The following is a 24,512-nucleotide window of genomic DNA, read 5'->3' on the forward strand; positions in this document are numbered from 1 at the left end:
GCCGACCGCACGGATCGCGTCGCTCATCCCATGTGTGCGTAGGAGGCGGAGCCGCCGGCCGGCGGGGGAACCGGCGAGAGGGGCGGCCCGCCTGCGGAGAGGATCGAATGCGCTCTTTCGAAGCCCTGACGCTTGATCAGCTGGTCGACACGGCCCGCTATCCCCTGTCGGAACTCGCGAGCGCCCGGGGACAGGCCCTGGTTTCCTGTGCCCGGCGCGACCTGTTGACTCTCGGATGCACCGTGCTGCCGGACTTCATTCGCCCGTCGCTGCGCGACGTGCTGCGGCAGGAGTGCTCGGCCATCGCCCCCCGGGCGCACCACGACACCGAGACGGTGAACGTCTACAACATCGCAGTGGACTCGGCACTGCCGGAGAACCATCCGGGCCGGAAGACCTTCGAGCGGGGTAACGCGTTCGTCGCGCGGGACCGCATTCCCTCGGACTCCCTCATCAGCCGGCTCTACTCCGACATGGCGTTCCGCCACTTCATCGCCCACTGCTTCGAACTGCCGGAGCTGCACGAGCTGGCGGACCCGCTCTCCGGGCTGGTTCTCAACGTCATCGCGCCGGGCATGGAGCACCCCTGGCACTTCGACACCAACGAGTTCACCGTGAGCATGGTCACCCAGCAAGCGCAGGCCGGCGGCGTCTTCGAGTACTGCCCGAACATTCGGACCGCGCAGGACGAGAATTTCGACGACGTCCGGGACGTAGTGGACGGCCGGGGCGAGCGGTTGACCCGGAGCCTCCCCCTGCAACCTGGTGACCTGCAGTTGTTCAAAGGCCGCTACTCGCTGCACCGAGTGAGCCCGGTGCGCGGCGAGGTCGCACGCCACTCCGCGATATTCGCCTACAGCGAGCGCCCCGGCGTCATCGGGAGCGTGGAACGGACCCGGCAGCTCTTCGGCCGGGTGCTGCCCGAGCACGTGGCGGCCGAGGGACGGGCCGTCCGCGGCGACCGGCTCCTGGACTAGCGGGCGGCGAGAACACGTAGTCGCCGTAGGCCGTTTCCCCCTGCGCGATCCCACGGAGGAGTAAGCCCTGTGCGTTTCGACGTGACCGGAAAAGTCTCACTCGACCACATCTACGACCAGCCCGATCCGCGAACCTACTTCAGGGTGCTGCGCCCGCTCGACTACTGCGTTCCGCAGCAGGCCAAGCCCTACTTCGCCAAGATCATCACGGAGTACCGGGAGTCCCGGCACGTCACGGTGCCGAAGGTGCTGGACATCGGCTGCTCGTACGGGATCAACGCCGCCCTGCTGAAGTACGACGCGACCATGGACGAGCTGTACGCACGCTACGGCGACGAGAGGCGTGCGGGTGAGAGCCGCGAGGCTCTGCTGGCCCGCGACCGGGAGCTGACTCGGTCGCGCCAACCCCCGCAAGCGATCCGCTTCGTCGGCCTCGACACCTCCGGCAGCGCGCTGTCCTACGGTCTCGAGGCCGGGTTCCTCGACGACGCGGTGCGAGCCGACCTGGAGGAGCACGAGCCCACACCGCGACAGCGCGACCAGCTCTCGGGTACGGACCTGGTGATCTCGACGGGCTGCGTCGGCTACGTCACCGAGCGGACGCTCACGCGAGTCGTCCGGGCACAGGGCACCCGCCGGCCCTGGATGGCGCACTTCGTGCTGCGGATGTTCCCGTTCGACCCCGTCGAACGCGCATTGGCGAGTCTGGGCTACCGGACCATACGCGTCGACGAGGTGTTCAGACAGCGGCGGTTCGCCTCCCCGCAGGAGCAGGCGCTCGTGCTCCACAACATGTCGGCCGCAGGGGTGGATGCACGGGGCCTGGAGGCGGAAGGCTGGCTGTACGCACAGCTCTATCTTTCCCGGCCGTACGACATCGCAGGTCCCAACGATCCGAAGCGAGACCAGAGTTGAAGATCAGTCAGGATGCATCAGCCAATGCGACCTTCGCCCAGGAGGACAGCCTCCCGCGCGTGCCGCTGCCTACGCTGGAGGCGAGCTGCGAGAGGTTTCTCGCCTGGTGCACGCCGCTGCTGACCGCCGAGGAGCGGTCGGCGACCGAGGCGGAGGTCACCGCCTTCCTCCGGCCCGACGGCCCCGGCCGGGTGCTGCATGCTGCACTGGAGGAGTACGACGCCACGAAGGGTGTGCACAGCTGGCTCGACACCTTCTGGCCATACCGATACCTGGGCCGCCGGGACCGGATCGCGCTCAACGCCAACTTCTTCTTCCTGTTCCAGGACGCCGACCAGGCGCAGGTGGAGCGGGCGGCCGGGCTCGTCGCCGGGGCCCTCAACTACAAGCGGCGGCTCGATCAAGGACTCATTCCACCGGTGGTGCAGCGCGGAGCGCCCCAATCGATGGTGCAGAACAGGTTTCTGTTCTCCACCACACGTATCCCCGGCGCGCAGCAGGACACCGTCCGCGCGCCCTACACCGAGGAGTGGCCGGGCCCGTCCGAGGCCCGGCACATCGTGGTGTTCTTCCGGGGCAGCATGTTCCGGCTGGACGTGCTGGGGCCGGACGGTGTCCCGCACAGCCTGGATGACATCGAGGCGGGACTGCGCGCCGTGATGAAGGCCGGCGCCGACCCGGCCGGCGCGGGCACCTCGGTGGGCCACCTCACCACCATGGCCCGCGCGGAGTGGGCGGCCGCCCGGAAGTCCCTGCTCGCCTGCCACCCCCGCAACGCCGACGCCCTTGACGATGTCGAGACCGCGCTGTTCTGCGTCGCTCTGGAGGACTTCGCTCCCGCGGACGTCCAGGACGCCTGTGACCAGCTGCTGTACGGCGACCGCGGCAACCGCTGGTTCGACAAGGCCTTGTCCTTCGTCGTCTTCGCCGATGGACGGGCGGGCATCAACGTCGAGCACTGTGAGTTGGACGGGACCACGATCCTCAACTTCACCGACGCCCTGCTCAACACTCCGGCCGAAGAGCAGTCCCGGCAGTCCGGAGCCCGCTCCCAGGGGCTGCCGGCGCTGGGGCCGATCGTGTTCGAACTGGACGGCGCGCTGCGGGCCCAGGTGCGCTCCGCCGCCGACGCGTTCGCGGCGTACGGGGAGAACACCGCGACCAGCACGTTGTCGTTCGCGGACTTCGGCAGCAGCGCGGCCAAGGCGTTGGGAGTCTCGCCGGACGCGTTCGTCCAGGCCGCTTACCAGCTCGCCCATCAGCGCGCCAAGGGCCACCTGGGCGCCACGTACGAGTCGATCGCCACCCGGCAGTACCGGCACGGGCGGACCGAGGCGATGCGCGTCGTCACCACCGAGATGGTGGCTTTCGTGGCGGCGATGGAGGACCCGGCAGTGGACGCGGACGCCCGGCGCGCCGCGTTCCGGGCAGCCACCGACGCTCATGTGGCGCGCGCGAAGGCGTGCCAGGCCGGGCAGGCGCCGGAGCAGCACCTGTGGGAACTGGAGCTGATCCAGCGCCGGCGCGGGGCCGAGCTCGGGGTGACCGAGCAGCCCGCGCTGTACCGGACACCGGGCTGGTTGACCATGCGGGACGACTACCTGAGCACGAGCTCCGCGCCGTCCGTCAATATCCAGTACTTCGGCTTCGGGTCGACCAGCAGCCAGTGCATCGGTGTCGCCTATGTGCTGCTTCCCGGGCGGTTCAACCTCTACCTGAGCACGCCGATGGCGGTCGCTGCGCAGATGCGGACGTTCGCCGACCGGCTCCGGGAGGCGATGGACGAACTCCGTGAGCTGCTGGCGTCCGAGCGGCCTGAGGACTGAACGGAGCCCACCGCCGGACCGGAACTCCCGGTCGGGGACCACGGTCCGGCAGCCCCTCCTCTGCGGCGATCGCGACGTCAGAGCCGCAGTCCCCACCGCCACGGCCGAGGCCGGAGAACGCCGCTCCCCGTTACGTACTGCGACGTGGCGGCCACACCCCGGGACGATCTTGCTCAGCCCAGGAAGCTCAGTCGAACCTGACGGTTGGCATTGTCTTTGTTGGTGTCGACCAGACAGACCGACTGCCATGTGCCCAGCTCGAGGCTGCCGCCGAGCACCGGGAGGGTCGCGTGGGGCGGGATCATCGCCGGGAGGACGTGGTCGCGGCCGTGACCGGGGCTGCCGTGGCGGTGCTGCCAGCGGTCGTCGGCGGGGAGCAGGGTGTGCAGGGCGGCGAGGAGGTCGTCGTCGCTGCCTGCGCCCGTCTCGATGACGGCGATTCCGGCGGTGGCATGCGGAACGAAGATGTTGAGCAGTCCGTCGCGGCCGTCCGCCGCCTCGCGCAGGAAGTCCTCGCAGTCGGCGGTGATGTCGACGACCCGTTCCTGCGAGCCGGTGGAGACGTTCAGCGTGCTGGTGGTGAAGGCATGTGACATGCCCTCATCCTGACCGATACGCCGGGTCTCACACGGCGCGGACGCAAGCGCGTCCTGCCGTGTTGCCGGCCTCCAGCGGCTGGCCGGGCACGACTGCCCGTACTGCCGCCGAACCAGGGCTTCCTGTTCCTGGTCCGCGACCAGCCCGCTGAGGCCTTCGCCGGTGACCTGGCTCGCACCCAGGCCGGGTCATGGCCGACTGGCGGGCCCCCTGGCACGTGGACGCCACCAGGGCGAGGACACGGCCCAGGCCATTTCCCGGACAGCGGCCGCCCTCGTCCTGCCGGTCGCCCGGCCGATCGGTGTCGCGCCGATCTCACGCGGCTGCTCCACGCCTTCTCGGCAATCCCCCGCCATTTTACTTGAATCTTTAACTAAATGACAAGTGCGCGACCGCCCGCGTGTTTCGTGCAGAACGGCGCGCGGATCGTGCAGGAGTTCACGCGGATGCCCTTCGCATACTCGGGGGCTCAAGGGACCGCACGACCGGATGACACGCGGAGGCAGTTCGATGCGGACGTTCGTCTACACATCCCACCCCTCACGGGTGGTCTTCGGTGCCGGCACGGTCGGGCGCCTCGGCGAGGAGGTCGAGCGGCTCGGCTGCTCCCGGGTGATGCTGCTGTCCAGCGGGCCCCTCGCGACAGCCTCGGGCCGGGTCCGCCAGGCGCTCGGCGGCCTGGTGGCGGCGGAGTTCGGCGGCGCGGCCATGCACACACCGGTCGAGGTGACCGAACAGGCTCTCGGCGTGCTCAGGGAGGCCTCCGTGGACGGCATCGTCGCCGTCGGGGGCGGTTCGACCACGGGCCTGTCGAAGGCGCTGGCCCTGCGCACGGGACTGCCGCAGCTGATCCTGCCGACCACGTACGCCGGCTCCGAGGTCACCCCCGTGCTCGGCGAGACGCAGAACGGACGCAAGGTCACCCGGTCGTCACCGGAGATCCTGCCCGAGACCGTCGTCTACGACGTCGACTTCACCTTGACCCTGCCGCTCTCCCTGACCATCACGAGCGGCGTCAACGCGCTCGCCCACGCCGTCGAAGCCCTGTACTCCGCCGACGCCGACCCCGTCACCGACCAGCAGGCCCTGGACGCGATCTCCCGCATCGCCCGGGCGCTGCCGCGTCTGGCCGCCGACCCGGCCGACCTCGAGGCGCGCGCCGACCTGCTGCACGCGGCCTGGCTGGCCGGAAGGTGCCTCGCCACGGTGGGCATGGGCCTGCACCACAAGTTGTGCCACACCCTCGGCGGGAGCTTCGATCTGCCGCACGCCGAGACACACACGGTCGTCCTGCCGCACGCCATGGCCTACAACGCGCCCGCGGTGCCCGGCGTGATGCGCCGCATCGCCGACGCCCTGGGCGTACCCGACGCCCCCAGCGGCGTCCACGACCTGGTCGCCTCCCTGGGCGGCCCCACCTCGCTGCGTGACCTCGGCATGCCGGAGTCCGGCCTGGCCCGCGCGGCGGAGCTGGCCACCTCCACGCCGTACCCGAACCCGCGCGAGCTGACCACCGAGGGCATCGCGGAGGTGCTGGCCGGCGCCTGGCACGGACGCCGTCCCGCAGGTCCCCCGTCCACGGAGGCCAAGCTGGCCCGTCTCACCGAACAGGTCGTGGCGAGCTTCGCGCAGGCCCCCGACCCGCGCGTCCGTACGCTGCTGAGCGAACTGGTCCGGCATCTGCACGCCTTCGTCGCCGGGAACGACGTCACCGACAGCGAATGGCAGTACGCCGTCGACTTCCTCACCCGCACCGGTGAGAGCTGCAGCCCGACCCGTCAGGAGTTCGTGCTGCTGTCCGACACGCTGGGTGTCTCCAGCGCCGTGGACCTGCTCACCAACTCCCGTACGCCCCACACCACTCCCTCGGCGGTACTCGGTCCCTTCTACACGGAGGGTCCGCCCGACACGCCGCACGGCGGCGACATCTCCGGCGGGCTGCCGGGCACCCCGCTCTGGGTGGACGTGCGCGTCACGGACACCGGCGGTGAGCCGGTCGGAGACGCGGTCGTGGACGTGTGGCAGTCCAACGAGGACGGCTTCTACGACGTCCAGCTCCCGGACCTGGAGGGACCGGTGCTCCGTGGGCGGCTGCGCACCGACGCCGAGGGGCGGATCTGCTTCTGGTCCATCCTGCCCTCGGAGTACCCGATCCCCGAGGACGGGCCGGTCGGGCAGATGCTCAAGGCGACCGGACGCCATCCCTACCGGGCTCCGCACCTCCACTTCATGATCGACGCGCCCGGCCACCACCGGCTCGTCACCCAGCTGTTCGTGTCGGGCGGCGCCTACCTCGACAGCGACACCGTCTTCGGCGTCAAGGACGAGCTCGTCGTCGACTTCACCCCGCAGTCCGGTCCCGCCCCCGACGGCCGCCGGGCCGACAGCGAGTGGCGCCGGCTCGACTACATCTTCCGCCTCGCCCCCCTGGCCGGATGACCGAGGAGCGTTCACCCATGACCATCACCCCTGCGCACGACACGTACGACACCGACGTCCTCGTCGTCGGCAGCGGCCCCGCCGGTGGTTCCGCCGCATTGCTGCTGGCCACCTACGGCATCCGCACCCTGCTGGTGACGAAGTACGGCTGGCTGGCCAACACCCCGCGGGCGCACATCACCAACCAACGCACCATGGAGGTCCTGCGCGACCTCGGCGTGGAGTCCGAGGCACTGGCCGCCGGCAGCCCGTCCCACCTCATGGGTGACACGGTGCTGTGCACTTCGCTGACCGGGCACGAGATCGGCCGCATCCGCACCTGGGGCACCGGTCCGGCTACGGTCAGCGAATACGCGGCCAAGAGCCCCTGCGAGATGATCGACCTGCCGCAGACCTACCTGGAGCCGATCCTCGTCAAGAACGCGGCGGCCCGCGGCGCCAAGGTCCGCTTCGACACCGAGTTCCTCAGCTTCACCCAGGACGACAGCGGCGTCACCGCGCGGCTGCGCGACCGGGTCCGGGGCGACGAGTTCACCGTACGGGCCCGCTACCTGATCGGCGCGGACGGCGGGCGCAGCACCGTCGCAGAGCAGCTCGGCCTGCCCTTCGACGGCCGTATGGCCAAGGCCGGCAGCATGAACATCGTCTTCAAGGCCGACCTCACCCAGTACTGCGCCCACCGGCCGAGCGTCCTGTACTGGGTGCTGCAGCCCGGGGCCGAGACCGGCGGAATCGGCATGGGGCTGGTCCGCATGGTCCGTCCGTGGAACGAGTGGCTGCTGGTGTGGGGGTACGACATCGAGCAGCCGCCGCCTCAGGTGGACGACGAGTCTGCGCGGCAGATCGTGCGCGACCTGATCGGTGACCCCGACCTGCCGGTGGAGATCACCTCCACCTCGCTGTGGACCGTCAACCACGCCTACGCCTCGGCCTTTTCGTCCGGGAGGGTCTTCTGCGCCGGTGACGCGGTGCACCGTCACCCGCCGTCCAACGGGCTCGGCTCCAACACCTCCGTACAGGACTCGTACAACCTGGCCTGGAAGCTCGCGATGGTGATCCGCGGCGAGGCCGGCCCGGAGCTGCTCGACACCTACTCCGCGGAACGGGCCCCCGTCGGGCGGCAGATCGTCGAACGGGCCAACCTCAGCCGTGACCAGTTCGGCCCGATCTTCGAGGTGCTCGGCATCGGCGGTGGCGCCGGCCACGAGGACATCGCCGAGGGGCTCGCGGCCATGAACGCGCCGACACCCGAGGGCGCCAAGAAGCGGCGCCTGCTCGAAGAGGCGATCCAGCTCAAGAACTACGAGTTCAACGCGCACGGTGTCGAGATGAACCAGCGCTACGTCTCCTCCGCAGTCTCTCCCGATGACGCCTCCGCCGAAGTCTGGGAACAGGACCGTGAGTTGGTGGCCAAACCGACCACCCGCCCCGGCGCGAAGCTGCCGCACGCGTGGCTGGTCGACGCCCAGGGTGAGCGTCTGTCCACGCTGGACGTCGTCGGCGACGGCACCTTCACCGTGCTGACCGGCCTGTCGGGCGGCGTCTGGGACACCGCCGCGGCCGCCTGCCGGACAGACCTCGGCGTCCCGCTGCGGGTGGTGCGCATCGGCGACGACAACGTCCGGGACGCGTACGGCGACTGGAGTCGCGTCAGCGAGATGGCCGAGGACGGCGTACTGCTCGTGCGCCCCGACGGCCACGTCGCCTGGCGCCGCGCCACCGCACCCGAGAGCGCGCAGCAGGCGCGGCACGAGTTGCTCGGCGCGCTGCGCCAGGTGCTGTCCAGGTAGGAGAGAAGCAGGATGGACAAGGTGATGGCCACGGCCCGGGAGGCCCTGGCGGACGTGACGGACGGACGGTCGTTCGCCGTCGGCGGCTTCGGGCTGAGCGGTGTCCCCGAGGTGCTCATCGGCGCCCTGTACGAGAGCGGGGCGGGCGGTCTGACGGTGGTGTCGAACAACTGCGGCGTCGACGGCCGCGGCCTCGGCATCCTGCTGGCCGCGGGCCGGATCACCCGGGTCACGGGCTCGTACATCGGCGAGAACAAGGAGTTCGCCCGCCAGTACCTCGCGGGCGAGTTGGAAGTCGAACTGACGCCGCAGGGCACGCTCGCCGAGCGACTGCGGGCGGGCGGCTCGGGGATCCCCGCCTTCTACACGACGGCCGGCGTCGGCACCCAGGTGGCCGAGGGTGGACTGCCGTGGCGCTACGCGGCGGACGGTTCGGTCGCCGTGGCCTCGCCGGCCAAGGAGGTGCGCGCCTTCGGCGGCGTGGACCACATCCTGGAGCACGCCATCACCACGGACTACGCGCTGGTCAGGGCGGCGCGCGGGGACCGCCACGGCAACCTCGTCTTCCGCCGCGCGGCCCGCAACTTCAACCCGCTGGCCGCCATGGCCGGGCGCATCACGATCGCCGAGGTGGAGGAGCTGGTCGAGCCGGGCGTACTCGAACCCGACGAGATCCATCTCCCCGGGGTCTTCGTGCAGCGTGTCGTGGCACTGACCCCCGCGCAGGCGGCCGACAAGGGAATCGAGAAGAGGACGGTGCGCGAGCGATGAGCTGGACCAGGGACGAGATGGCGGCGCGCGCGGCGAGCGAGTTGCGGGACGGTGACTACGTCAACCTGGGCATCGGTCTGCCCACCCGGGTCGCCGACTTCCTGCCGCCGGGTGTCGACGTCGTCCTGCACTCGGAGAACGGGCTGCTCGGCGTCGGACCGTACCCGTCGCCCGACGAGGTCGACGCCGACCTGATCAACGCGGGCAAGGAGACCGTGACCGTACGGCCGGGAGCGTCCTTCTTCGACTCCGCGCTCTCCTTCGGAATGATCCGCGGCGGCCACATCGACACCGCCGTCCTGGGGGCGCTCCAGGTGTCGGTCCGCGGGGACCTCGCCAACTGGGCGGTCCCCGGAAAAATGATCAAAGGGATGGGTGGTGCGATGGATCTCGTCCACGGGGCCGGTCGGGTGGTCGTCCTCATGGAGCACCTGACGAAGGACGGCACCTCCAAGATCGTCCAGGAGTGCACGCTGCCCCTCACCGGACGCGCCTGCGTGGACCGGATCATCACCGACCTGTGCGTCCTCGACGTCACACCCGACGGACTCGAACTCGTCGAGACCGCCCCGCATGTGACGGTCCACCAGGTGGCCGCCCATACCCCGTTCCTCGTCAATCCTGCTGGGAGCCACCGATGATCGAGCGACCCCGTGACGTGTACGTCGTCGACGCCGTCCGTACCCCCTTCGGCCGCTACGGCGGTGCCCTGGCGGGCGTGCGCCCCGACGACCTCGCTGCCGGCGTGCTGCGCGCCCTGCTCGACCGCAGCCCCGGCCTGGACCCCGCGCGCATCGACGACGTACTGCTCGGCAACGCGAACGGCGCGGGCGAGGACAACCGTGACGTGGCCCGTATGGCCGTGCTGCTCGCCGGACTCCCGGTCACCGTGCCCGGCGCCACGGTCAACCGGCTGTGCGGATCCGGTATGGAGGCAGTCGTCCAGGCGGCCCGTGCCATCGCGCTCGGCGACGCGTCCGTCGCGGTAGCCGGCGGTGTGGAGTCCATGAGCCGCGCGCCCTGGGTGCTGCCGAAACCGGAGCGGGCCTTCCCGGCGAAGGACCAGCAGCTGTACTCGACGACGCTCGGCTGGCGGATGGTGAACCCCCGGATGCCCGCCGAGTGGACCATCCCGCTCGGCGAGAGTGCGGAACTCGTCGGCGCCAAGTACGCCGTCACCCGGGAGGCACAGGACGCGTTCGCCCTGGCGAGCCACCGCAACGCGGCCCGCGCCTGGCGCGAGGGCGAGTACGCCGGGGAGGTCGTCGCCGTGGAGGGCGTGGACCTTCCCCGTGACGAGGGCATCCGGGACAACACCTCCCTGGAGGCCCTCGCCCGGCTGAAGCCGGCCTTCACCGCGGACGGCACCATCACGGCCGGCAACGCCTCGCCGCTCAACGACGGGGCGGCCGCGCTGCTGCTCGCCGACGAGGACGGGCTCGCCGCGATCGGGCGCGAGCCCCTGGCCCGGGTGCGGGCCGCGGCCGTGACGGGCATCGAGCCGCAGCACTTCGGGCTGGGCCCGGTCGACGCCGTCCGCAAGGTGCTCGCCAAGGCCGCCGTCGCCCCCGGCGATCTGCACACGATCGAGCTGAACGAGGCCTACGCCGCCCAGGCGCTGGCGTGCCTGGCCGCGCTGCCGGAACTCGACCCGGAGGTGGTCAACCCGCGCGGCGGCGCCATCGCGATCGGCCACCCGCTGGGCGCGTCGGGCGCCCGTATCACCGGAGCGGTCGCGCACCAGCTGGCCGCCGCGGGCACCGGCACGGGTCTGGCGGCGCTGTGCATCGGGGTGGGCCAGGCGCTGGCCCTGGTGCTCGAACGCTGAGGCGAGGCCGTGGGGGCCTCCTCATCGGGCCGGCGCAGGAGGTTGTGCGGGACCTCCTCAGCCGGACCGGCGCAGCGCGGCCGGGGTGGTGCCCAATCGCGCGCGCATCACCCGCGTGAGGTGCTCCTGATGGGAGAACCCGCAGGTGACGGCCACGTCCGCGATCGGGGTGGAGCCGGTGCGCAGCAGCCGGCACGCGGCCTCCAGACGCAGGCGGAGCAGGAACTGGTGGGGCGACTGGCCGGTGCTCGCCCGGAACCTCCGAGTGAACTGGCTCGGGCTCAGCGAGGCCGCGCCGGCGAGGTCGGTGATCGGCAGCGGTTCGTCGAGGCGCTGTTCCATGAGCTCGCGGACGGCGGCCAGCTGCCGGTCGGAGAGCCCGGACCGGTCGGGCGGGGACGCGGTCGCGCGGGCACCGTGGCGGCGTACGAGCTGCGCGGCCAGCATCCCGGTCAGGTGGTCCGTGTACGTGCGGGCCGACGGCTCCCAGGAGCGGAGCGTGCTCTCCAGCGCGAGCATCAGCTGTTCGGTGAGTGGATCACTGGTCCCGAGGGCCTCGGACAGCTCCACGGGCCGCCCGTCGTTCGCGTCGCGCAGAGCGGCGTCAGTGAGGTAGGCGTGGATCGTGTCCAGCCGCCCGCCGAGCTCGACGGCGAGACTCCGGCCGGCCGGCTGCAGGAAGAGCCCACCCGCCGGGATCGTCCGTGACCGCTGGTCGGACCCTCGCCCCCGCCGTACGGTGACGGGTCCGCTGAGGTGCAGGATCACCAGATGGGTGGGGGCGGGGTCGAAGGCCGCGCGGTAGGGCTGCTCCTCCTGCATGGAGAGGTAGAGCCGGTCCCAGCCGAGCCCTGAGCTGGTGTGATGTGTACGCACGCCGGGCTGTCGCAGCATGCCGACCGTGTCGGCCAGTCCGAGTTCCGTCATGGTGCGACCTCCTCACGGCCCCATATAGTTGAATAGTAAATGAGATGGCGGGTATCGAGAAGCGCCTGGATCGCGGACGCGGGCGGGGTCGCACTCGGTGCCGGCTTCGGTGGCTGCGTGGCCGCCGTCCGCGCCGACGTCAGGTGCCACCGTGCCGTGGTGGTGCCCGGCACCGGGCCCTCAGAGCGCCACGAGCGCGGCGGCTGCGGCGAGTGCGGCCGCCACCAGTCCGGCGAGCATGGCCGACCGGTCGCTGCGGGCCAGGTTCACCCCCTCGAACTGGTGGTATGCGGGCGCCCTGGAAGGCACGACCCACGGCCCGGATCCCCGGGAAGATCCAAGCCCGGATCGCGGTTGGCAGACGCGTGAACGAATCACGTGCGGTCGAGGTCGTGGTCATCGGCGCCGGTCAGGCCGGGCTGTCCAGCGCCTACCATCTGCAGCGCGCCGCCTTCTCGCCGGACCGCGATTTCGTGGTCCTCGACCACTCCCCCGCGCCGGGCGGTGCCTGGCAGTTCCGGTGGCCGTCCCTGACGTACGGCAAGGTGCACGGGATGCACGCGCTGCCCGGCATGGAGCTGACGGGCGCCGATCCGGGGCGGCCCTCGTCGGTGGTGATCGGCGAGTACTTCGACCGGTACGAGCGGGCCTTCGGCCTGCGCGTGCGACGCCCCGTCGACGTACGGGCCGTACGGGAAGGCGACGGTGGCCGGCTGCGCGTGGAGTCCTCGGACGGCATCTGGTCGACACGGGCGCTGATCAACGCGACGGGCACCTGGGACCGGCCGTTCTGGCCGCGCTATCCGGGCCAGGAGACCTTCAGCGGACGGCAACTGCACACCGCGCAGTACGCCGGTCCGGAGGAGTTCGCCGGTCGGCGGGTCGTGGTCGTCGGCGGCGGCGCCTCCGGGACCCAGCACCTGCTGGAAGTGGCACCGTACGCGGCCGCGACCACGTGGGTGACCCGGCGGCCTCCGGTGTTCCGCGAGGGGCCGTTCGACCAGGAGGCCGGCCGCGCCGCCGTCGCGCTGGTGGAGGAGCGCGTGCGCCAGGGGCTGCCGCCGCGGAGCGTGGTCTCGGTCACCGGGCTGCCCCTCAACGACGCCGTCCGGCAGGGCCTCGCGGACGGCGTCCTGGACCGGCAGCCCATGTTCGACCGGATCACGCCGGACGGCGTGGCCTGGAGCGACGGACGGCACGTCACCGCCGATGTGATCCTCTGGGCGACCGGATTCCGGGCCGCGCTCGACCACCTCCGTCCGCTGCGGCTGCGCGAGCCGGGCGGCGGGATCCGGGTCGAGGGCACCCGGGCGGTGGCGGATCCACGCGTCCACCTCGTCGGTTACGGCCCCTCGGCCAGCACCGTCGGCGCCAACCGGGCCGGCCGCGCGGCCGTCCGGGACATCAGGCGGCTGCTGGCGGAGGAACAGCCGGTCGCCGCGTGACGTGCCGTCCGCTCATCGGGCCGGTGACTGCGGGGAAGCCGGACGCGGGCCGGGGATCTGCCCCTGGTCCGTGCCCTGGTGCAGGGCGTTGAAGTCCGCGACGTTGCGCATGTGCGTCAGGTAGTCGGAGGCGAAACGGGTGTCCCCCGGCTTGACCGTGACGAAGTACAGCCAGTCGCCCGGCGTCGGGTTGAGTGCGGCGTGCATCGCTTCCTCTCCGGGGTTGTCGATGGGCGTAGGCGGCAGGCCCATGCGCTGATACGAGTTGTACGGGCTCTCGATGCGGGTGTCGTCCTGGCTGGGGTGAGCAGTGCTCTGGTGCAGCGCGTAGTTGATCGTCGAGTCCATCTGCAGCGGCATCCCGCGCTCCAGCCGGTTGAGGACGACCCGGGCGACCTTGCCCATGTCCGCCTTCGTGGCGGCTTCGGCCTGGACGATGCTGGCGACGGTGACGAGCTGGTAGACGTTCAGCGCGTTGTGCTGCGCCCCGGCCGCGACCGGCGCCGCGTCGAACTTGTTCTTGGCCGTGTCGACCATGGCGCGCAGCAGGGACTCGGGCGTCGCTCCCTTCCGGAAGGCGTAGGTCGCCGGGAAGAGAAAGCCCTCTGGATTACCTCCGGCTTCGCGCGGCAGCTTCAGTGCGGCCTTCCCGATGGATCGGTGCGTGCTTCCCGCAGGCAGCTCGAGGGCCTTGTCGATCGCGGCGTAGACCTGGCCGGAGCGCCAGCCCTCCGGGACGACCAGCGCGGAGGGCGGTGCCTCCTCAGGGCCGCCGTTCAGCGTCAGCAGCGGCACCGCCACGGCGGTGCCGACCAGGGCGGCGCCGGCCACGACGAGGACGAGCCTGCCCCGGCGCGTCAGTCGAATCGTGCTCCGCGGCGGAAGTTTCGTCTGCATGCGGGCACGGTATTACGCGAACCGCTATAAACCCGGCATATGTTCAGTTTGTCGATCGCGGCGTCAGTCTCGCGTTCAGCTCGCCGGTTCGAGTTGCGCGTCCCGGCGCACCAGCGCGGCGTACCGCCCGTCCCGTTCCAGCAGTTCTTCGTGGCTGCCGCGCTCGGCGACCCGTCCGGAGTCGAGGACCACGATCTGGTCGGCGCTGCGGATCGTGGACAGCCGGTGGGCGATGGTGATCGTCGTCCGGTCCGCGGAGAGGGCGTCGATCGCCTCCTGCACAGCGGCCTCCGTGCGGGTGTCGAGCGCGCTGGTCGCCTCGTCGAGGATGAGGACCGGCGGATCGCGCAGGATCGTGCGCGCTATCGCGAGGCGCTGCTTCTCACCGCCGGAGAAGCGGTGCCCGCGTTCGCCGACGACCGTGTCGTAGCCGTCGGGCAGCGCGGCTATGTGGTCGTGTATCTGCGCCGCCCCGGCCGCCGCCCGCAGTTCCTCGTCCGTGGCGTCCGGCTTGGCGAATCGGAGGTTGTCCGCGACGGAGGCGTGGAAGAGGTACGTCTCCTGGGAGACGACCCCGACCGCACGGGCGAGGGTGTCGAAGTCGAGGTCCCGGACGTCGACGCCGTCCAGGGTGACGCGGCCGCCGGTGACGTCGTAGAGCCTGGGCACCAGATAGCCCAGCGTGGACTTGCCGGCGCCGGTCGGGCCGACGACGGCGAGGCTGCCGCCCGCGGGCACCGCGACGTCGATGCCGTCGAGGACGGGGCGGGTCTTGTCGTGGCCGTCGTAGCGGAACTCCACGCCCTCGAAGCGCACTTCGCCCTTGATCTGGTCGAGGTGGACGGGCTGCTCCCGCTCGGTGATGTCGATCGGCAGGTCCAGGTACTCGAAGATGCGCTGGAAGAGCGCCAGGGAGGTCTGGATCTGGACGCCGGTGGCGAGCAGGCTCACGGCCGGGCGGAAGAGGCCCTGCTGGAGCGAGACGAACGCGACGATGGTGCCGAGCGAGACCTTGGGTCCGCCGAACTGGAGGGCCAGGCCCGCGGTCCAGTAGATGACGGCGGGCATCGCGGCCATGACGATCGTGATCACGGCCATGCGCCAGCGCCCTGCCATGTTCGCTCTCACCTCGAGGTCGACGAGGCGCTCGGACTCCTCAGCGAACGAGGCGGTGAGCGAGTCGGAGCGGCCCATGGTGCGGCCGAGGAGAATGCCGCTGACCGAGAGCGACTCGGTGACGGTGGCCGCCATCGCGGCCATCTGCTTCTGCCGCCGGGTGGTGATCTTCTTGCGTTCGTTGCCGACCCGGCGGCTGATCCACACAAACACCGGCAGCAGGAGCAGCGAGACGACGGTGAGCCGCCAGTCGAGCGCGACCATCGCGACGATCGTGGCGACGACGCTGGTGGCGTTGGAGACCAGGGAGGTCGCGGTGGAGGTGACGGTGGCCTGCATGCCGCCGATGTCGTTGGCGATCCGGGACTGCACCTCGCCGGTGCGCGTGCGCGTGAAGAAGGCGAGCGACATGCGCTGCAGGCGGCCGTAGACGGCGGTGCGCAGGTCGTGCATGACGCGCTGGCCGACGGTGGTCGAGATCAGCGTCTGGAGCACGCCGAACACGCTGGAGAGGACCGCGCTGAGGATCATGCCGAGCGCGAGCAGGCTCAGCAGACCGGTGCGGCCCCGGGGGATCGCGACGTCCAGGGTCTCCTTGAGCAGGAACGGCGTGGCCACCGAGACCAGCGAGGAGGCGCCGACCAGCAGGCCGACGATCGCGAGCCGGCCGCGGTAGGGACGGAAGAGCTTCAGGATGCGGCGCACCTGCCGGGGCTGGTCCTTGGCGTCGGCAGGTGGGGTCCAGGACGGTTCATGGTCGGGATGCATGGGCTCCTACGGAGGTGGACGGGCGTCCGGCCGTGACCGGCCGACGCTGACGAACGGATCGCAGCTCATTGTTACCTATACTCACAATGAACGGCATCCTGATATTGTTCCCGCATGACCACCCCCGACCCCGACGGCCTGCTCGCCGAGCAGTTGCTGCGGCTGACCCGCCGGGTGCACCGCATCCAGAAGCGCCATCTGGAACGGCACGAACTGGGCGTCACCCCGGCCCAGTCCCGGCTGCTGCGCACCCTGGCGCACTACGCCTCGCCCCCGCGCATGGCCGACCTGGCCGAGCGCCTGGAGGTGGTGCCGCGCGCGGTGACGACCCTGGTCGACGGGCTGGAGGCGAACGGGAAGGTACGCCGGATGCCGGATCCGGCGAACCGGCGCGTGACCCGGATCGAGCTGACGGACGAGGGGCGCACGACCCTGCGCGAGCTGCGCGGCGCACGCCGCTCGGCGGCCGAGGAAATCCTCGCTCCGCTGACGGAGAAGGAACGCCAGGTACTCGGCGTCCTGCTGGACACCCTGATCGAGGGGGACGGCGGCAACCGCTGCTGAGCGACAGGACACCGAGGCCGGCGCACAGCGCTGCGGGCCGCACACCGCCCCGGTGCACGGCCCGCCGGCCTGCCGTCGGGCTCGCCGCCCAGCGCCGCGCTCAACAGCGCTCGCGGTCCTCCGTCAGCACACCCTGAACCGTGGCCAGCGAACGGTCGTAACATCCGCCGGATCCATACTGCCGATAGCGCTCGCTCGACGTGCCGACCGCGTGCCGCTGGTCGCGCGGGACGTCGATCGTGTACGCCGCGTCGCCGCGGTACGTGTCGTCGAGCCACGTCCACGCGGTGCGCCGGCCGTCCCGCGCTTCCACGACCGAGGCGCGGTCACCGAGCGTCAGCACGGTGCGCAGCCGGCCGTCCGCGCCGATGGTCGTCGCGCCGTTCATGGCGTACGTGCGGTGGGTGTGCGTCGTCCGCGCGGTGCCGTGTCCACCGACGGTCACCGTCTGGTCGTCGGACCAGGTCGCGTCCAGCCCGTCCGTGTTCTCGCCCTCGGTCCAGCGGTGGACGGAGGTGTTGGCGAGTGTCCGGGTGACGGTCGTGCTCACGCGGCCGTGGGAGGTGTCGAGGTATCCGGCCACGGCGAGCCGGTGCCCCGCCTCGGTGTTCACTCGGTTCTCCGAGCCGGGGGTGTAGGTGGAGGAATTGGCGAGGTCGGTCACCCTGTGCTCGGTCACGGCTCCGGTGACGTGGGCGCGGTGGGCGTCCTGCCAGACCAGGACGTTCACGGGTGCGCTCCAGCCCGTCCGCCCCTCGGGCACACCGACGACGGAGACCTCGACGTGGTGCGGACGGCCGTCGTCGAGCAGGCCCGCGAAGGGCGTGAGGTCGTATTCGATCGGCCGGACGTCGAAGGCGTGCGGCGCCGGGACGACGTACCAGAGGAAGGGGTTGGACCAGCCGCCGGTCCAGACGTTGGGGAACGGCGCGGCGATTCCGGCGAGTTGGCCGTCGACCTTGATCTGCACCTCGCGGTAGGGGCCGAGATCGGCCTTGCAGGAGTACGACGCCGGGTCGGCCACGGTCAGGTACCAGAACTCCTCGCATCCGCCGCCCGAACCCGTCGCGTAGACCTCGGCAACGATCCGCTCGCTGTTGCGCGGTGCGGTGAGGGTCGTGCCGCCGGACGTGTCGGCGAGGGGGAGCACGCGGTCGGGGGTCCGCTGCGCGGGGCGGCCCGCGTAGAAGGTCAGGGTGACGTGTACGCCGATGACGCCGGTGTAGGTGTCGTCCACGACATTGCCGATCAGCATCTCGACGTCCTGCGGACTGCGGAACGTGTCGCTGTAGCGGGTGACGTCCTTCTCGACGTGCCATGCGATGCCGTCCGGGGAGGGCTCCGGAGTCGAGGTGCGCAGGATCTCCACCCCTCCGACGTGCAGATAGCCGAGGCGGTCGTACTGACGGCCCTTCACCTTGCCGTCGAGCCGCAGGACGACCTTGCTCCAGCGGTCGCTGCAGCCGCGGGGCGGCGTGTACGCGCCCCGGTACGGCGTGAAGTCACGGAACTGGGCGTCGGCGAGGGTGACCTGGCACGACTTGGCGTGCGGCCGTTCCACGGGCGGGGCGGCGGTGACCGGGTCGTGCCAGTCGGTACCGAACTCGGTGGGGACCTCGGCCGCTTGGGCCACGCCGGCTCCGCTGCCGAAGAACGCGCTCACCAGGAGGGTCGCTCCGGCGAGCATGGACATGACTATCCGTCTACTCATGGCCGGTGTTCTACGGGGAGTCGGGCCGGCTCGCAATGACACCTCGGGAAGAACGGCGCGATAGCGCCCCGGACGCTTCGGTCGGCGCAGGGGGAAGAGCACGCCACGGTGTGCCCCGGCGCGTCAGGCGCGCAGTTCCGTCCGGTCCCCCATCACCATCACCGGACGACGGGCCGGATCGAGCGTGCGCAGCAGGAACGCCATGGCCTCTTTGGACACGCTGACGCAGCCGGACGTGCCGTCGCCATGGTCGAGGTGCAGCCAGATGCTGCCGCCCTTGTCGTCACCCTCCGGGCGCGTGGGGTCGTTCGGCGGGGTGCCCGGGAGGCGGTTGTAGTCGATGGCGATGACGTAGTCGAAGTCGTGCTGGTGTGCCTCGTCCCAGGCGTTCGGAGGCGCGTAGGCTCCCTCGTCCCGGTCGTACGGCAGCCTGGTGCCGGGGTCGGCGAGCACACCGCCCGCGTCGGAGAGACCGAACACACCGACGGGACTGCGCTCGTCGCCCATGTGATGGTCCGTGGTCCACCCTCTCCGGCCGTTGTGCGCCGGCCAGCCGGCCACCTCCCGCCACTCCGGACCCTCACGTGTGTACAGCACGGCCGTGGAGTCGGCCGAGTCCTCGCCCTCGCCGTAGACCACGACGACCTGCCCGGAGTCGTCCGGGATCCGCCGGAACAGCTGGTCACCGACGCCAGGGAGGCGGCCTCGGTCGATCGTGGGGGCGGCGGTCGACACCGTCGGGCTCTTCACGGCCCGACCGCTGGGGCCCGCCGCCCTGTCGGCGCGAGCGGGGCCTGACCCGTCGGCGCCGCACGCCGACAGGGTCGCCAGAAGAGTTCCAAGAGCCGTCAAGCCAACCGTCATTCGCCGCACACCGTGGATCTTCACGGGACCATCGTCGCTCACGTACCGGCTCATTGTGTGATCTTCCAGACATTCGGGTGACGGCATCATGCGTGTGGTTCACCGGCTGAACGCCTGACCAGTGACGTCGGCCGGGGCACCGACCGCGTCGGGCCCGGTGACCAGTGGCCGGAAGCCGGTGGATTTCGGTGCCCCTCAGGAAAACCGTTTGAAATCAACCACGCGACGACGCGAACCTTTCACGGTCCGTCACCGCTCCTCGCCGGCTCCCCTTCCCGCTTCCCTCCCCTCCCGGCGCCCCCTCCCCTCTCGGCGCCCCTCCTCCCCCGTTCCCTCGTTGCCTCCCCCACCTGACACGAACCACTGGGACGTCATGCAGATTCAAGACCTTCCGTACGCCGATCCGGGCGTCCCGGACGCACGCTCGGGCCCCCGATTCCTGAGGTGGCTGTGGCGGAACCAGCTGGGCGGACAGCTGAAGTCGCTCGCCTGGGGCCTGCTGCACTTCGTCTCCGTCTCGGCCCTGCCCTTCTGCGTCGGACTCGCCGTCCAGGCGGTCGTCGACCGCTCCGGCACCCGCCTCGCCCTGACGGGTGGTCTGATGCTGCTGTGCGGCGCCGGCATCGCCCTCGGCGACACCTTCCTGCACCGGACAGCCGTCACGAACTGGATCACGGCTGCCGCCCGCGTCCAGCAACTGCTGGCACGCCAGGCCGCCCAGCTCGGCTCCGCGCTGACCCGGCGGGTCGCCGCGGGCGAGGTGGTGGCCGTCTCCACCGGCGACGTCGAGAAGATCGGCTGGTTCGTCGAGGCGGTCTCCCGGTTCACCGCGGCCGCGCTGACGGTCGTGGTGGTCTGCGTCGGCCTCCTCGTCTACCAGCCCGCCCTGGGCGGCGTCGTCGCCGTCGGACTGCCCGTCGTGGCACTCGCGGTGCTGCCCCTGCTGCCCCGGGCGACGCGCCGCGCCGACGTGCAGCGCGAGAAGGCGGGCCGGGCCACCGAGCTGGCCTCGGACACGGTCGCCGGGCTGCGGGTGCTGCGCGGAATCGGCGGTGAGGAGCTGTTCCTCGACCGCTACCGCCGCGCCTCCCAGGAGGTACGGCAGGCTGCGGTGCGCAGCGCCCGGATGTGGTCGCTGATCTCCGCCATCCAGGTGCTGCTGCCCGGGCTGCTGCTCATCGCCGTCGTCTGGCACGGCATCCACCTCGCCCGCCAGGGACGGATCACCGTCGGTGAACTCGTCACCGTCTACAGCGCGGTCATGGTCCTCAACTATCCGCTGCGGCACTTCGAGGAGATCGCCATGGCGTACTCCTTCTCCCGCCCCTCGGCCAAACGCGCGGCACGTGTGCTGTCGCTGGAACGGTCCACCGCCGCCGAGGGCATCCGCGAGGCGGCGGCGCCCCGGGGCGATCTGTACGACCCCGGCACCGGTCTGCTCGCTCCCGCCGGCCGTCTCACCGCCGTGGTCTGCGGCGACCCGGACGCGGCGGGCCGGCTCGCGGAGCGGCTGGGAGGCCATCCGACCGAGCCGGTCCGCTCGGCGCTGCTCGGCGGTGTCGCTCTGGACGAGCTCCCGCTGGACAGCGCCCGGAGCGCCGTCCTCGTGCAGGACAAGGATCCGGTGCTGCTCTCCGGCACACTACGGGAGCTGCTCGACGTGCCCGCCTCGGGAGCCGTACGGGCCGCCGACGCGCTGGCAGCGGCGCAGTGCGACGACGTCCTGGACGCGCTCGTCCAGGGGTCCCTCGACGCCACCGACCCGATGGACGCCCGCATCACCGAGCGCGGGCGGTCCCTGTCCGGCGGCCAGCGCCAGCGGCTCGCGCTGGCCCGGTCACTGATCACCGACCCGGAGGTACTGGTGCTGGACGAGCCGACCTCCGCGGTCGACTCCCACACCGAGGCACGGATCGCGGACGGACTGAGCCGGCTGCGCTCGGGACGCACGACCGTGGTGTTCACCTCCTCGCCGCTGCTGCTCGACCGCGCGGACCGGGTCGCCCTGGTCCACGAGGGCGAGGTCGTGGCGGTCGGCGTGCACCGCGAACTGATCAGCAGTGAGCCGCGATACCGGGCCGTGGTCACCCGGGAGACGGACGACGAACTGGCCGCGGCCGACAAGGGCGCCCTGGTGGGCGCGCGCCAGGAAACGGAAGACATCGAGGAGAGCGCATGATCGGCGTTGCGCCGCCGGCGTACGACCCCGCGGCACCCACGACCGCCACCACCCTGCCCGTCGGCGCCGCCGCGACCGTGCGCGCTTATGTCGCGGAGCTGTTCCGCCGGCACCGCCGGGCCTTTCTGCTGCTCATCGGCGTCAACACCGTGGCCGTGATCGCTTCCATGGTGGGCCCGTACCTGCTCGGCGACCTCGTCGAGCGGGTGTCCGACCGGTCGCGGGAGCTGCATCTGGGCCTGACCGCCGGCCTGTTCGTGCTCGCGCTGGTCGTGCAGTCCGCCTTCACCCGGCAGGTACGGCTGCGGGGCGCGATGCTCGGCGAGCGGATGCTGGCCGACCTGCGCGAGGACTTCCTGGTCCGATCGGTCGGCCTGCCACCGGGCGTATTGGAACGGGCCGGCACCGGCGACCTGCTCTCCCGCATCACCACCGACATCGACCGCCTGGCCAACGCGATGCGTGAGGCCGTGCCGCAGCTGGCGATCGGTGTCGTGTGGGCCCTGCTGCTGCTCGGCGGGCTCGTCGTCACGGCTCCGCCTCTGGCGGCCGCCGTGCTGATCGCCGTGCCGGTGCTGGTGGCCGGGTGCCGCTGGTACTTCAGACGGGCACCCGCCGGTTACCGCTCCGAGGCCGCCGGGTACGCGGCCGTCGCCGCCGTGCTCGCCGAGACGGTGGACGCGGGCCACACCATCGAGGCGCACCGGCTGGGCGACCGCCGCATCGCCCTGTCGGACCGGCGGATCAAGGAGTGGACCGCCTGGGAGCGCTACACGCTGTGGCTGCGGTCCGTGCTCTTCCCCGTCATCAACGCCGTCCATGTCATCGTGCTCGGCTCGGTCCTCATGGTCGGTGGGACGTTCGTCCTCAACGGCTGGATCGGGGTGGGGCAGCTGACCACCGGTGCCCTCGTCGCGCAGATGCTCGTCGACCCGGTGAACCTGATCCTGCGCTGGTACGACGAGGTGCAGGTCGCCCAGGTGTCGCTGGCCCGCCTGGTCGGCGTGCGGGACATCGCGCCGGACGTCGCAGACGCCTCGCTGGCGCCCGGCGGGCGGGACGTGCAGGCCGACCGGGTGCACTTCGGCTACCGCGAGGGGGTCGACGTGCTCCGCAGCGTGTCCCTGCAGGTCGCTCCTGGCACCCGGCTGGCCCTGGTCGGTCCCTCGGGGGCGGGCAAGTCCACGCTGGGGAGGCTGCTCGCCGGTATCTACGCACCCCGCGACGGCCGGATCACGCTGGGCGGCGCGGAGCTGGCCCGGATGCCTGCAGAACGCGTCCGCTCGCACGTCGCCCTGGTCAACCAGGAGCACCACGTGTTCGTGGGTTCCCTGCGCGACAACCTCCTGCTGGCCCGCACCGGCGCCACGGACGCCGAGCTGTGGGCGGCGCTGGGCGCGGTCGACGCGGACGGCTGGGCACGGGCCCTGGACGACGGTCTGGACACCGAGGTCGGCTCCGGCGGTCTTGCCCTGACCCCGGCGCAGGCCCAGCAGATCGCACTGGCCCGGCTCGTGCTCGCCGATCCGCACACGCTGGTCCTGGACGAGGCGACCTCGCTGCTCGATCCGCGCGCGGCCCGGCACCTCGAGCGCTCCCTGGCCCGCGTCCTCGACGGCCGCACCGTGGTCGCCATCGCCCACCGCCTGCACACCGCCCACGACGCCGACGTGATCGCCGTCGTGGAGAACGGCCGTATCAGCGAGCTGGGCAGCCACGACGATCTGGTCGCGGCCGACGGCGCGTACGCGGCGCTCTGGCGGTCGTGGCACGGCTGAGGATCCGCCGAACGACCGGATGACCGGTACGGCGGCGCAGACCCCGCCGGCCGTGCCGGTCACCGCGACCAAGGCGGCACCGCACGCTCCGGCCGCGACCCCGCCGCCAAGTGCCACGGCGACGACCGGCAGCAGCCGGGGCAGCGGGGGCAGCGGGGGCAACCAGGGCCCGACGAGTACCCGCACAGCCGGGGCTGCCGGCACCACGGACCGCCGCACCGCGCTGAGCAGCCCCGTGGCGAGCAGCCCCGCTGCGAGGTCCATCGGCACCAGAGACGACCGGGGCACATCAGGTGAGCGCACAGGCGAACCTGCCGGCACTTCCGGCAGCCGGACCACAGCGCGCCCGGCATCCGCATGCCCCGGCCCGCCGGCGCTGGCAGCGGGCCGGACGACGGTGAGGGGGCGGGTCATGGGGCCGGTGTGGTGCCGGTAACCGGGCACCGGTGCCGACCCGTGCTCGTGCCGTTGCGCGGTCCCGACCGGGGGTGGAAGTCTGGAGAACGGCACCGGCTCGGGGAACGCCCCGGACCCACCCGGCTCGCGGCGTGTGCCACCCGTGCCGCGCGTGCCGGCGGCCCGCCGCCCGTTGCGGTGGCACACGGCCGTCCTCACCATCTGGAGGTACTCGTGGACAGCGCCGACGGCTGGGGGGACGACGTCTACCAGCCCGATTCCTCGGAGATCCGGGAGGATTCTGGGGTGCTCGACGTCGAGGACACACTGGACTTCGACGGCGTCGACGACCCGCTCGACCGTGGCTGGTCCCCTCCCGAGCGTCCCTGGGCGGTGGAGCACCGGGGGGTGACAGCGGCCGAACGACAGGCGGGCGAGACCCTCGACCAGCGGCTCGCCGAGGAGCAGCCCGATCTGGCCGCACCGGACGGCGACGATCTCGGTGACTGCTCGGGGACCGACGGGGAGCTCCTGGACAACGAGGTCGGCAACCTCCGCTCCGGCCGGCTGGTGGCCCCCGACGAGGGAGTTCACGAGGACGAGGAGGCCGCCCTCGTCGCCACCGACGTCGGTATCGACGGCGCCGGCGCCTCCGCCGAGGAGGCCGCGGTGCACGTCGTCGACGAGGAGTCCCTGCCCGGCTGACCCACACGTCTCCTGCCCG

The 24,512-nt window shown here is 71.5% G+C and carries 20 protein-coding genes; 13 read left to right on the forward strand and 7 right to left on the reverse strand.

Features of this window, described 5'->3' with window-relative positions; translation table 11 throughout:
• Positions 1-107 precede the first annotated feature (107 nt).
• The 3 genes from ABZ919_RS15175 (at position 108) to ABZ919_RS15185 (ending at position 3,718) form a co-directional block, all read left to right on the forward strand.
• Positions 108-977 carry an arpA protein gene (locus ABZ919_RS15175; RefSeq protein ID WP_361247481.1) on the forward strand — a complete coding sequence of 290 codons (870 nt, stop codon included), beginning with the start codon at positions 108-110 and terminating at the stop codon, positions 975-977.
• A 69-nt stretch (positions 978-1,046) separates the two neighbouring features.
• Positions 1,047-1,892, forward strand: coding sequence for a class I SAM-dependent methyltransferase (locus tag ABZ919_RS15180; protein ID WP_361247483.1), 846 nt, complete (start codon positions 1,047-1,049; stop codon positions 1,890-1,892).
• 59 nt (positions 1,893-1,951) lie between these two features.
• Positions 1,952-3,718, forward strand: coding sequence for a choline/carnitine O-acyltransferase (locus ABZ919_RS15185; protein ID WP_361247485.1), 1,767 nt, complete (start codon positions 1,952-1,954; stop codon positions 3,716-3,718).
• Positions 3,719-3,891: 173 nt separating this feature from the next.
• Here the strand turns inward: ABZ919_RS15185 and ABZ919_RS15190 are convergent, their stop codons facing one another.
• On the reverse strand, positions 3,892-4,314 hold the full coding sequence (locus ABZ919_RS15190) for a YjbQ family protein (RefSeq protein WP_361247487.1): 423 nt from the start codon (positions 4,312-4,314) through the stop codon (positions 3,892-3,894).
• A gap of 511 nt (positions 4,315-4,825) precedes the next feature.
• Here ABZ919_RS15190 and ABZ919_RS15195 point away from each other — a divergent pair.
• From ABZ919_RS15195 to ABZ919_RS15215, 5 genes are read left to right on the forward strand one after another with little or no spacing between them, the layout of a single operon-like run.
• Complete coding sequence (locus ABZ919_RS15195) at positions 4,826-6,754, forward strand: maleylacetate reductase and hydroxyquinol 1,2-dioxygenase domain-containing protein (protein ID WP_361247489.1); 1,929 nt, start codon at positions 4,826-4,828, stop codon at positions 6,752-6,754.
• 17 nt (positions 6,755-6,771) lie between these two features.
• The gene (locus ABZ919_RS15200; RefSeq protein WP_361247491.1) at positions 6,772-8,544 is read left to right on the forward strand and encodes an FAD-dependent monooxygenase; all 1,773 of its coding nucleotides are present in this window, start codon (positions 6,772-6,774) and stop codon (positions 8,542-8,544) included.
• A 12-nt stretch (positions 8,545-8,556) separates the two neighbouring features.
• Positions 8,557-9,315 carry a CoA transferase subunit A gene (locus tag ABZ919_RS15205; RefSeq protein WP_361247493.1) on the forward strand — a complete coding sequence of 253 codons (759 nt, stop codon included), beginning with the start codon at positions 8,557-8,559 and terminating at the stop codon, positions 9,313-9,315.
• A complete protein-coding gene (locus tag ABZ919_RS15210) occupies positions 9,312-9,956 on the forward strand; it encodes a CoA transferase subunit B (RefSeq protein WP_361247495.1) in 645 nt (214 codons plus the stop codon). The genes ABZ919_RS15205 and ABZ919_RS15210 overlap by 4 nt, the downstream gene beginning before the upstream one ends.
• Positions 9,953-11,143 (forward strand): acetyl-CoA C-acyltransferase, encoded by a 1,191-nt coding sequence (locus ABZ919_RS15215; protein WP_361247497.1) that lies wholly within the window; start codon positions 9,953-9,955, stop codon positions 11,141-11,143. The genes ABZ919_RS15210 and ABZ919_RS15215 overlap by 4 nt, the downstream gene beginning before the upstream one ends.
• 57 nt (positions 11,144-11,200) lie before the next feature.
• On the opposite strand, the gene ABZ919_RS15220 is transcribed toward ABZ919_RS15215, so the two are convergent.
• A complete protein-coding gene (locus tag ABZ919_RS15220) occupies positions 11,201-12,070 on the reverse strand; it encodes a helix-turn-helix domain-containing protein (protein ID WP_361247499.1) in 870 nt (289 codons plus the stop codon).
• Between the two features lie 180 nt (positions 12,071-12,250).
• Positions 12,251-12,379 carry a hypothetical protein gene (locus ABZ919_RS15225; protein WP_361247500.1) on the reverse strand — a complete coding sequence of 43 codons (129 nt, stop codon included), beginning with the start codon at positions 12,377-12,379 and terminating at the stop codon, positions 12,251-12,253.
• Positions 12,380-12,435: 56 nt separating this feature from the next.
• Here ABZ919_RS15225 and ABZ919_RS15230 point away from each other — a divergent pair, with 56 nt between their 5' ends.
• Complete coding sequence (locus tag ABZ919_RS15230) at positions 12,436-13,515, forward strand: NAD(P)-binding domain-containing protein (protein ID WP_361247501.1); 1,080 nt, start codon at positions 12,436-12,438, stop codon at positions 13,513-13,515.
• A gap of 12 nt (positions 13,516-13,527) precedes the next feature.
• Here ABZ919_RS15230 and mltG read toward each other — a convergent pair whose 3' ends face one another.
• Together mltG and ABZ919_RS15240 are read right to left on the reverse strand one after the other, a co-directional pair.
• Positions 13,528-14,412, reverse strand: a complete 885-nt coding sequence (mltG, locus tag ABZ919_RS15235) for an endolytic transglycosylase MltG (RefSeq protein ID WP_361247503.1) — start codon at positions 14,410-14,412, stop codon at positions 13,528-13,530.
• A 75-nt stretch (positions 14,413-14,487) separates the two neighbouring features.
• A complete protein-coding gene (locus ABZ919_RS15240) occupies positions 14,488-16,296 on the reverse strand; it encodes an ABC transporter ATP-binding protein (RefSeq protein WP_361247505.1) in 1,809 nt (602 codons plus the stop codon).
• A 114-nt stretch (positions 16,297-16,410) separates the two neighbouring features.
• Here ABZ919_RS15240 and ABZ919_RS15245 point away from each other — a divergent pair, with 114 nt between their 5' ends.
• Positions 16,411-16,860 carry a MarR family transcriptional regulator gene (locus tag ABZ919_RS15245; protein ID WP_361247506.1) on the forward strand — a complete coding sequence of 150 codons (450 nt, stop codon included), beginning with the start codon at positions 16,411-16,413 and terminating at the stop codon, positions 16,858-16,860.
• Positions 16,861-16,960: 100 nt separating this feature from the next.
• Here ABZ919_RS15245 and ABZ919_RS15250 read toward each other — a convergent pair whose 3' ends face one another.
• Positions 16,961-18,571, reverse strand: a complete 1,611-nt coding sequence (locus ABZ919_RS15250; RefSeq protein ID WP_361247508.1) for a peptide-N4-asparagine amidase — start codon at positions 18,569-18,571, stop codon at positions 16,961-16,963.
• A 123-nt stretch (positions 18,572-18,694) separates the two neighbouring features.
• Positions 18,695-19,459: a L,D-transpeptidase family protein gene (locus ABZ919_RS15255; RefSeq protein WP_361247626.1), complete on the reverse strand. Its 765-nt coding sequence runs from the start codon at positions 19,457-19,459 to the stop codon at positions 18,695-18,697.
• A 349-nt stretch (positions 19,460-19,808) separates the two neighbouring features.
• On the opposite strand from ABZ919_RS15255, the gene ABZ919_RS15260 reads away from it, so the two are divergent.
• The 3 genes from ABZ919_RS15260 to ABZ919_RS15270 all read left to right on the forward strand — a co-directional run bounded on the left by ABZ919_RS15260 (position 19,809) and on the right by ABZ919_RS15270 (position 24,493).
• The gene (locus ABZ919_RS15260) at positions 19,809-21,614 is read left to right on the forward strand and encodes an ABC transporter ATP-binding protein (protein ID WP_361247510.1); all 1,806 of its coding nucleotides are present in this window, start codon (positions 19,809-19,811) and stop codon (positions 21,612-21,614) included.
• Complete coding sequence (locus ABZ919_RS15265) at positions 21,611-23,392, forward strand: ABC transporter ATP-binding protein (RefSeq protein ID WP_361247512.1); 1,782 nt, start codon at positions 21,611-21,613, stop codon at positions 23,390-23,392. The genes ABZ919_RS15260 and ABZ919_RS15265 overlap by 4 nt, the downstream gene beginning before the upstream one ends.
• Positions 23,393-24,022: 630 nt before the next feature.
• The gene (locus ABZ919_RS15270) at positions 24,023-24,493 is read left to right on the forward strand and encodes a DUF5709 domain-containing protein (protein WP_361247513.1); all 471 of its coding nucleotides are present in this window, start codon (positions 24,023-24,025) and stop codon (positions 24,491-24,493) included.
• Positions 24,494-24,512: the final 19 nt, after the last annotated feature.

The organism is Streptomyces sp. NPDC046759, assembly GCF_040645475.1.
In the GTDB taxonomy this organism is placed as follows: domain Bacteria; phylum Actinomycetota; class Actinomycetes; order Streptomycetales; family Streptomycetaceae; genus Streptomyces.

Coding starts and splice junctions, on each gene's coding strand:
- ABZ919_RS15250 (WP_361247508.1), bottom strand. CDS start 18,571: ATGAGTAGACGGATAGTCATGTCCATGCTCGCCGGAGCGACCCTCCTG.
- mltG (WP_361247503.1), bottom strand. CDS start 14,412: ATGCAGACGAAACTTCCGCCGCGGAGCACGATTCGACTGACGCGCCGG.
- ABZ919_RS15215 (WP_361247497.1), top strand. CDS start 9,953: ATGATCGAGCGACCCCGTGACGTGTACGTCGTCGACGCCGTCCGTACC.
- ABZ919_RS15220 (WP_361247499.1), bottom strand. CDS start 12,070: ATGACGGAACTCGGACTGGCCGACACGGTCGGCATGCTGCGACAGCCC.
- ABZ919_RS15190 (WP_361247487.1), bottom strand. CDS start 4,314: ATGTCACATGCCTTCACCACCAGCACGCTGAACGTCTCCACCGGCTCG.
- ABZ919_RS15200 (WP_361247491.1), top strand. CDS start 6,772: ATGACCATCACCCCTGCGCACGACACGTACGACACCGACGTCCTCGTC.
- ABZ919_RS15195 (WP_361247489.1), top strand. CDS start 4,826: ATGCGGACGTTCGTCTACACATCCCACCCCTCACGGGTGGTCTTCGGT.
- ABZ919_RS15260 (WP_361247510.1), top strand. CDS start 19,809: ATGCAGATTCAAGACCTTCCGTACGCCGATCCGGGCGTCCCGGACGCA.
- ABZ919_RS15265 (WP_361247512.1), top strand. CDS start 21,611: ATGATCGGCGTTGCGCCGCCGGCGTACGACCCCGCGGCACCCACGACC.
- ABZ919_RS15205 (WP_361247493.1), top strand. CDS start 8,557: ATGGACAAGGTGATGGCCACGGCCCGGGAGGCCCTGGCGGACGTGACG.
- ABZ919_RS15175 (WP_361247481.1), top strand. CDS start 108: ATGCGCTCTTTCGAAGCCCTGACGCTTGATCAGCTGGTCGACACGGCC.
- ABZ919_RS15240 (WP_361247505.1), bottom strand. CDS start 16,296: ATGCATCCCGACCATGAACCGTCCTGGACCCCACCTGCCGACGCCAAG.
- ABZ919_RS15210 (WP_361247495.1), top strand. CDS start 9,312: ATGAGCTGGACCAGGGACGAGATGGCGGCGCGCGCGGCGAGCGAGTTG.
- ABZ919_RS15245 (WP_361247506.1), top strand. CDS start 16,411: ATGACCACCCCCGACCCCGACGGCCTGCTCGCCGAGCAGTTGCTGCGG.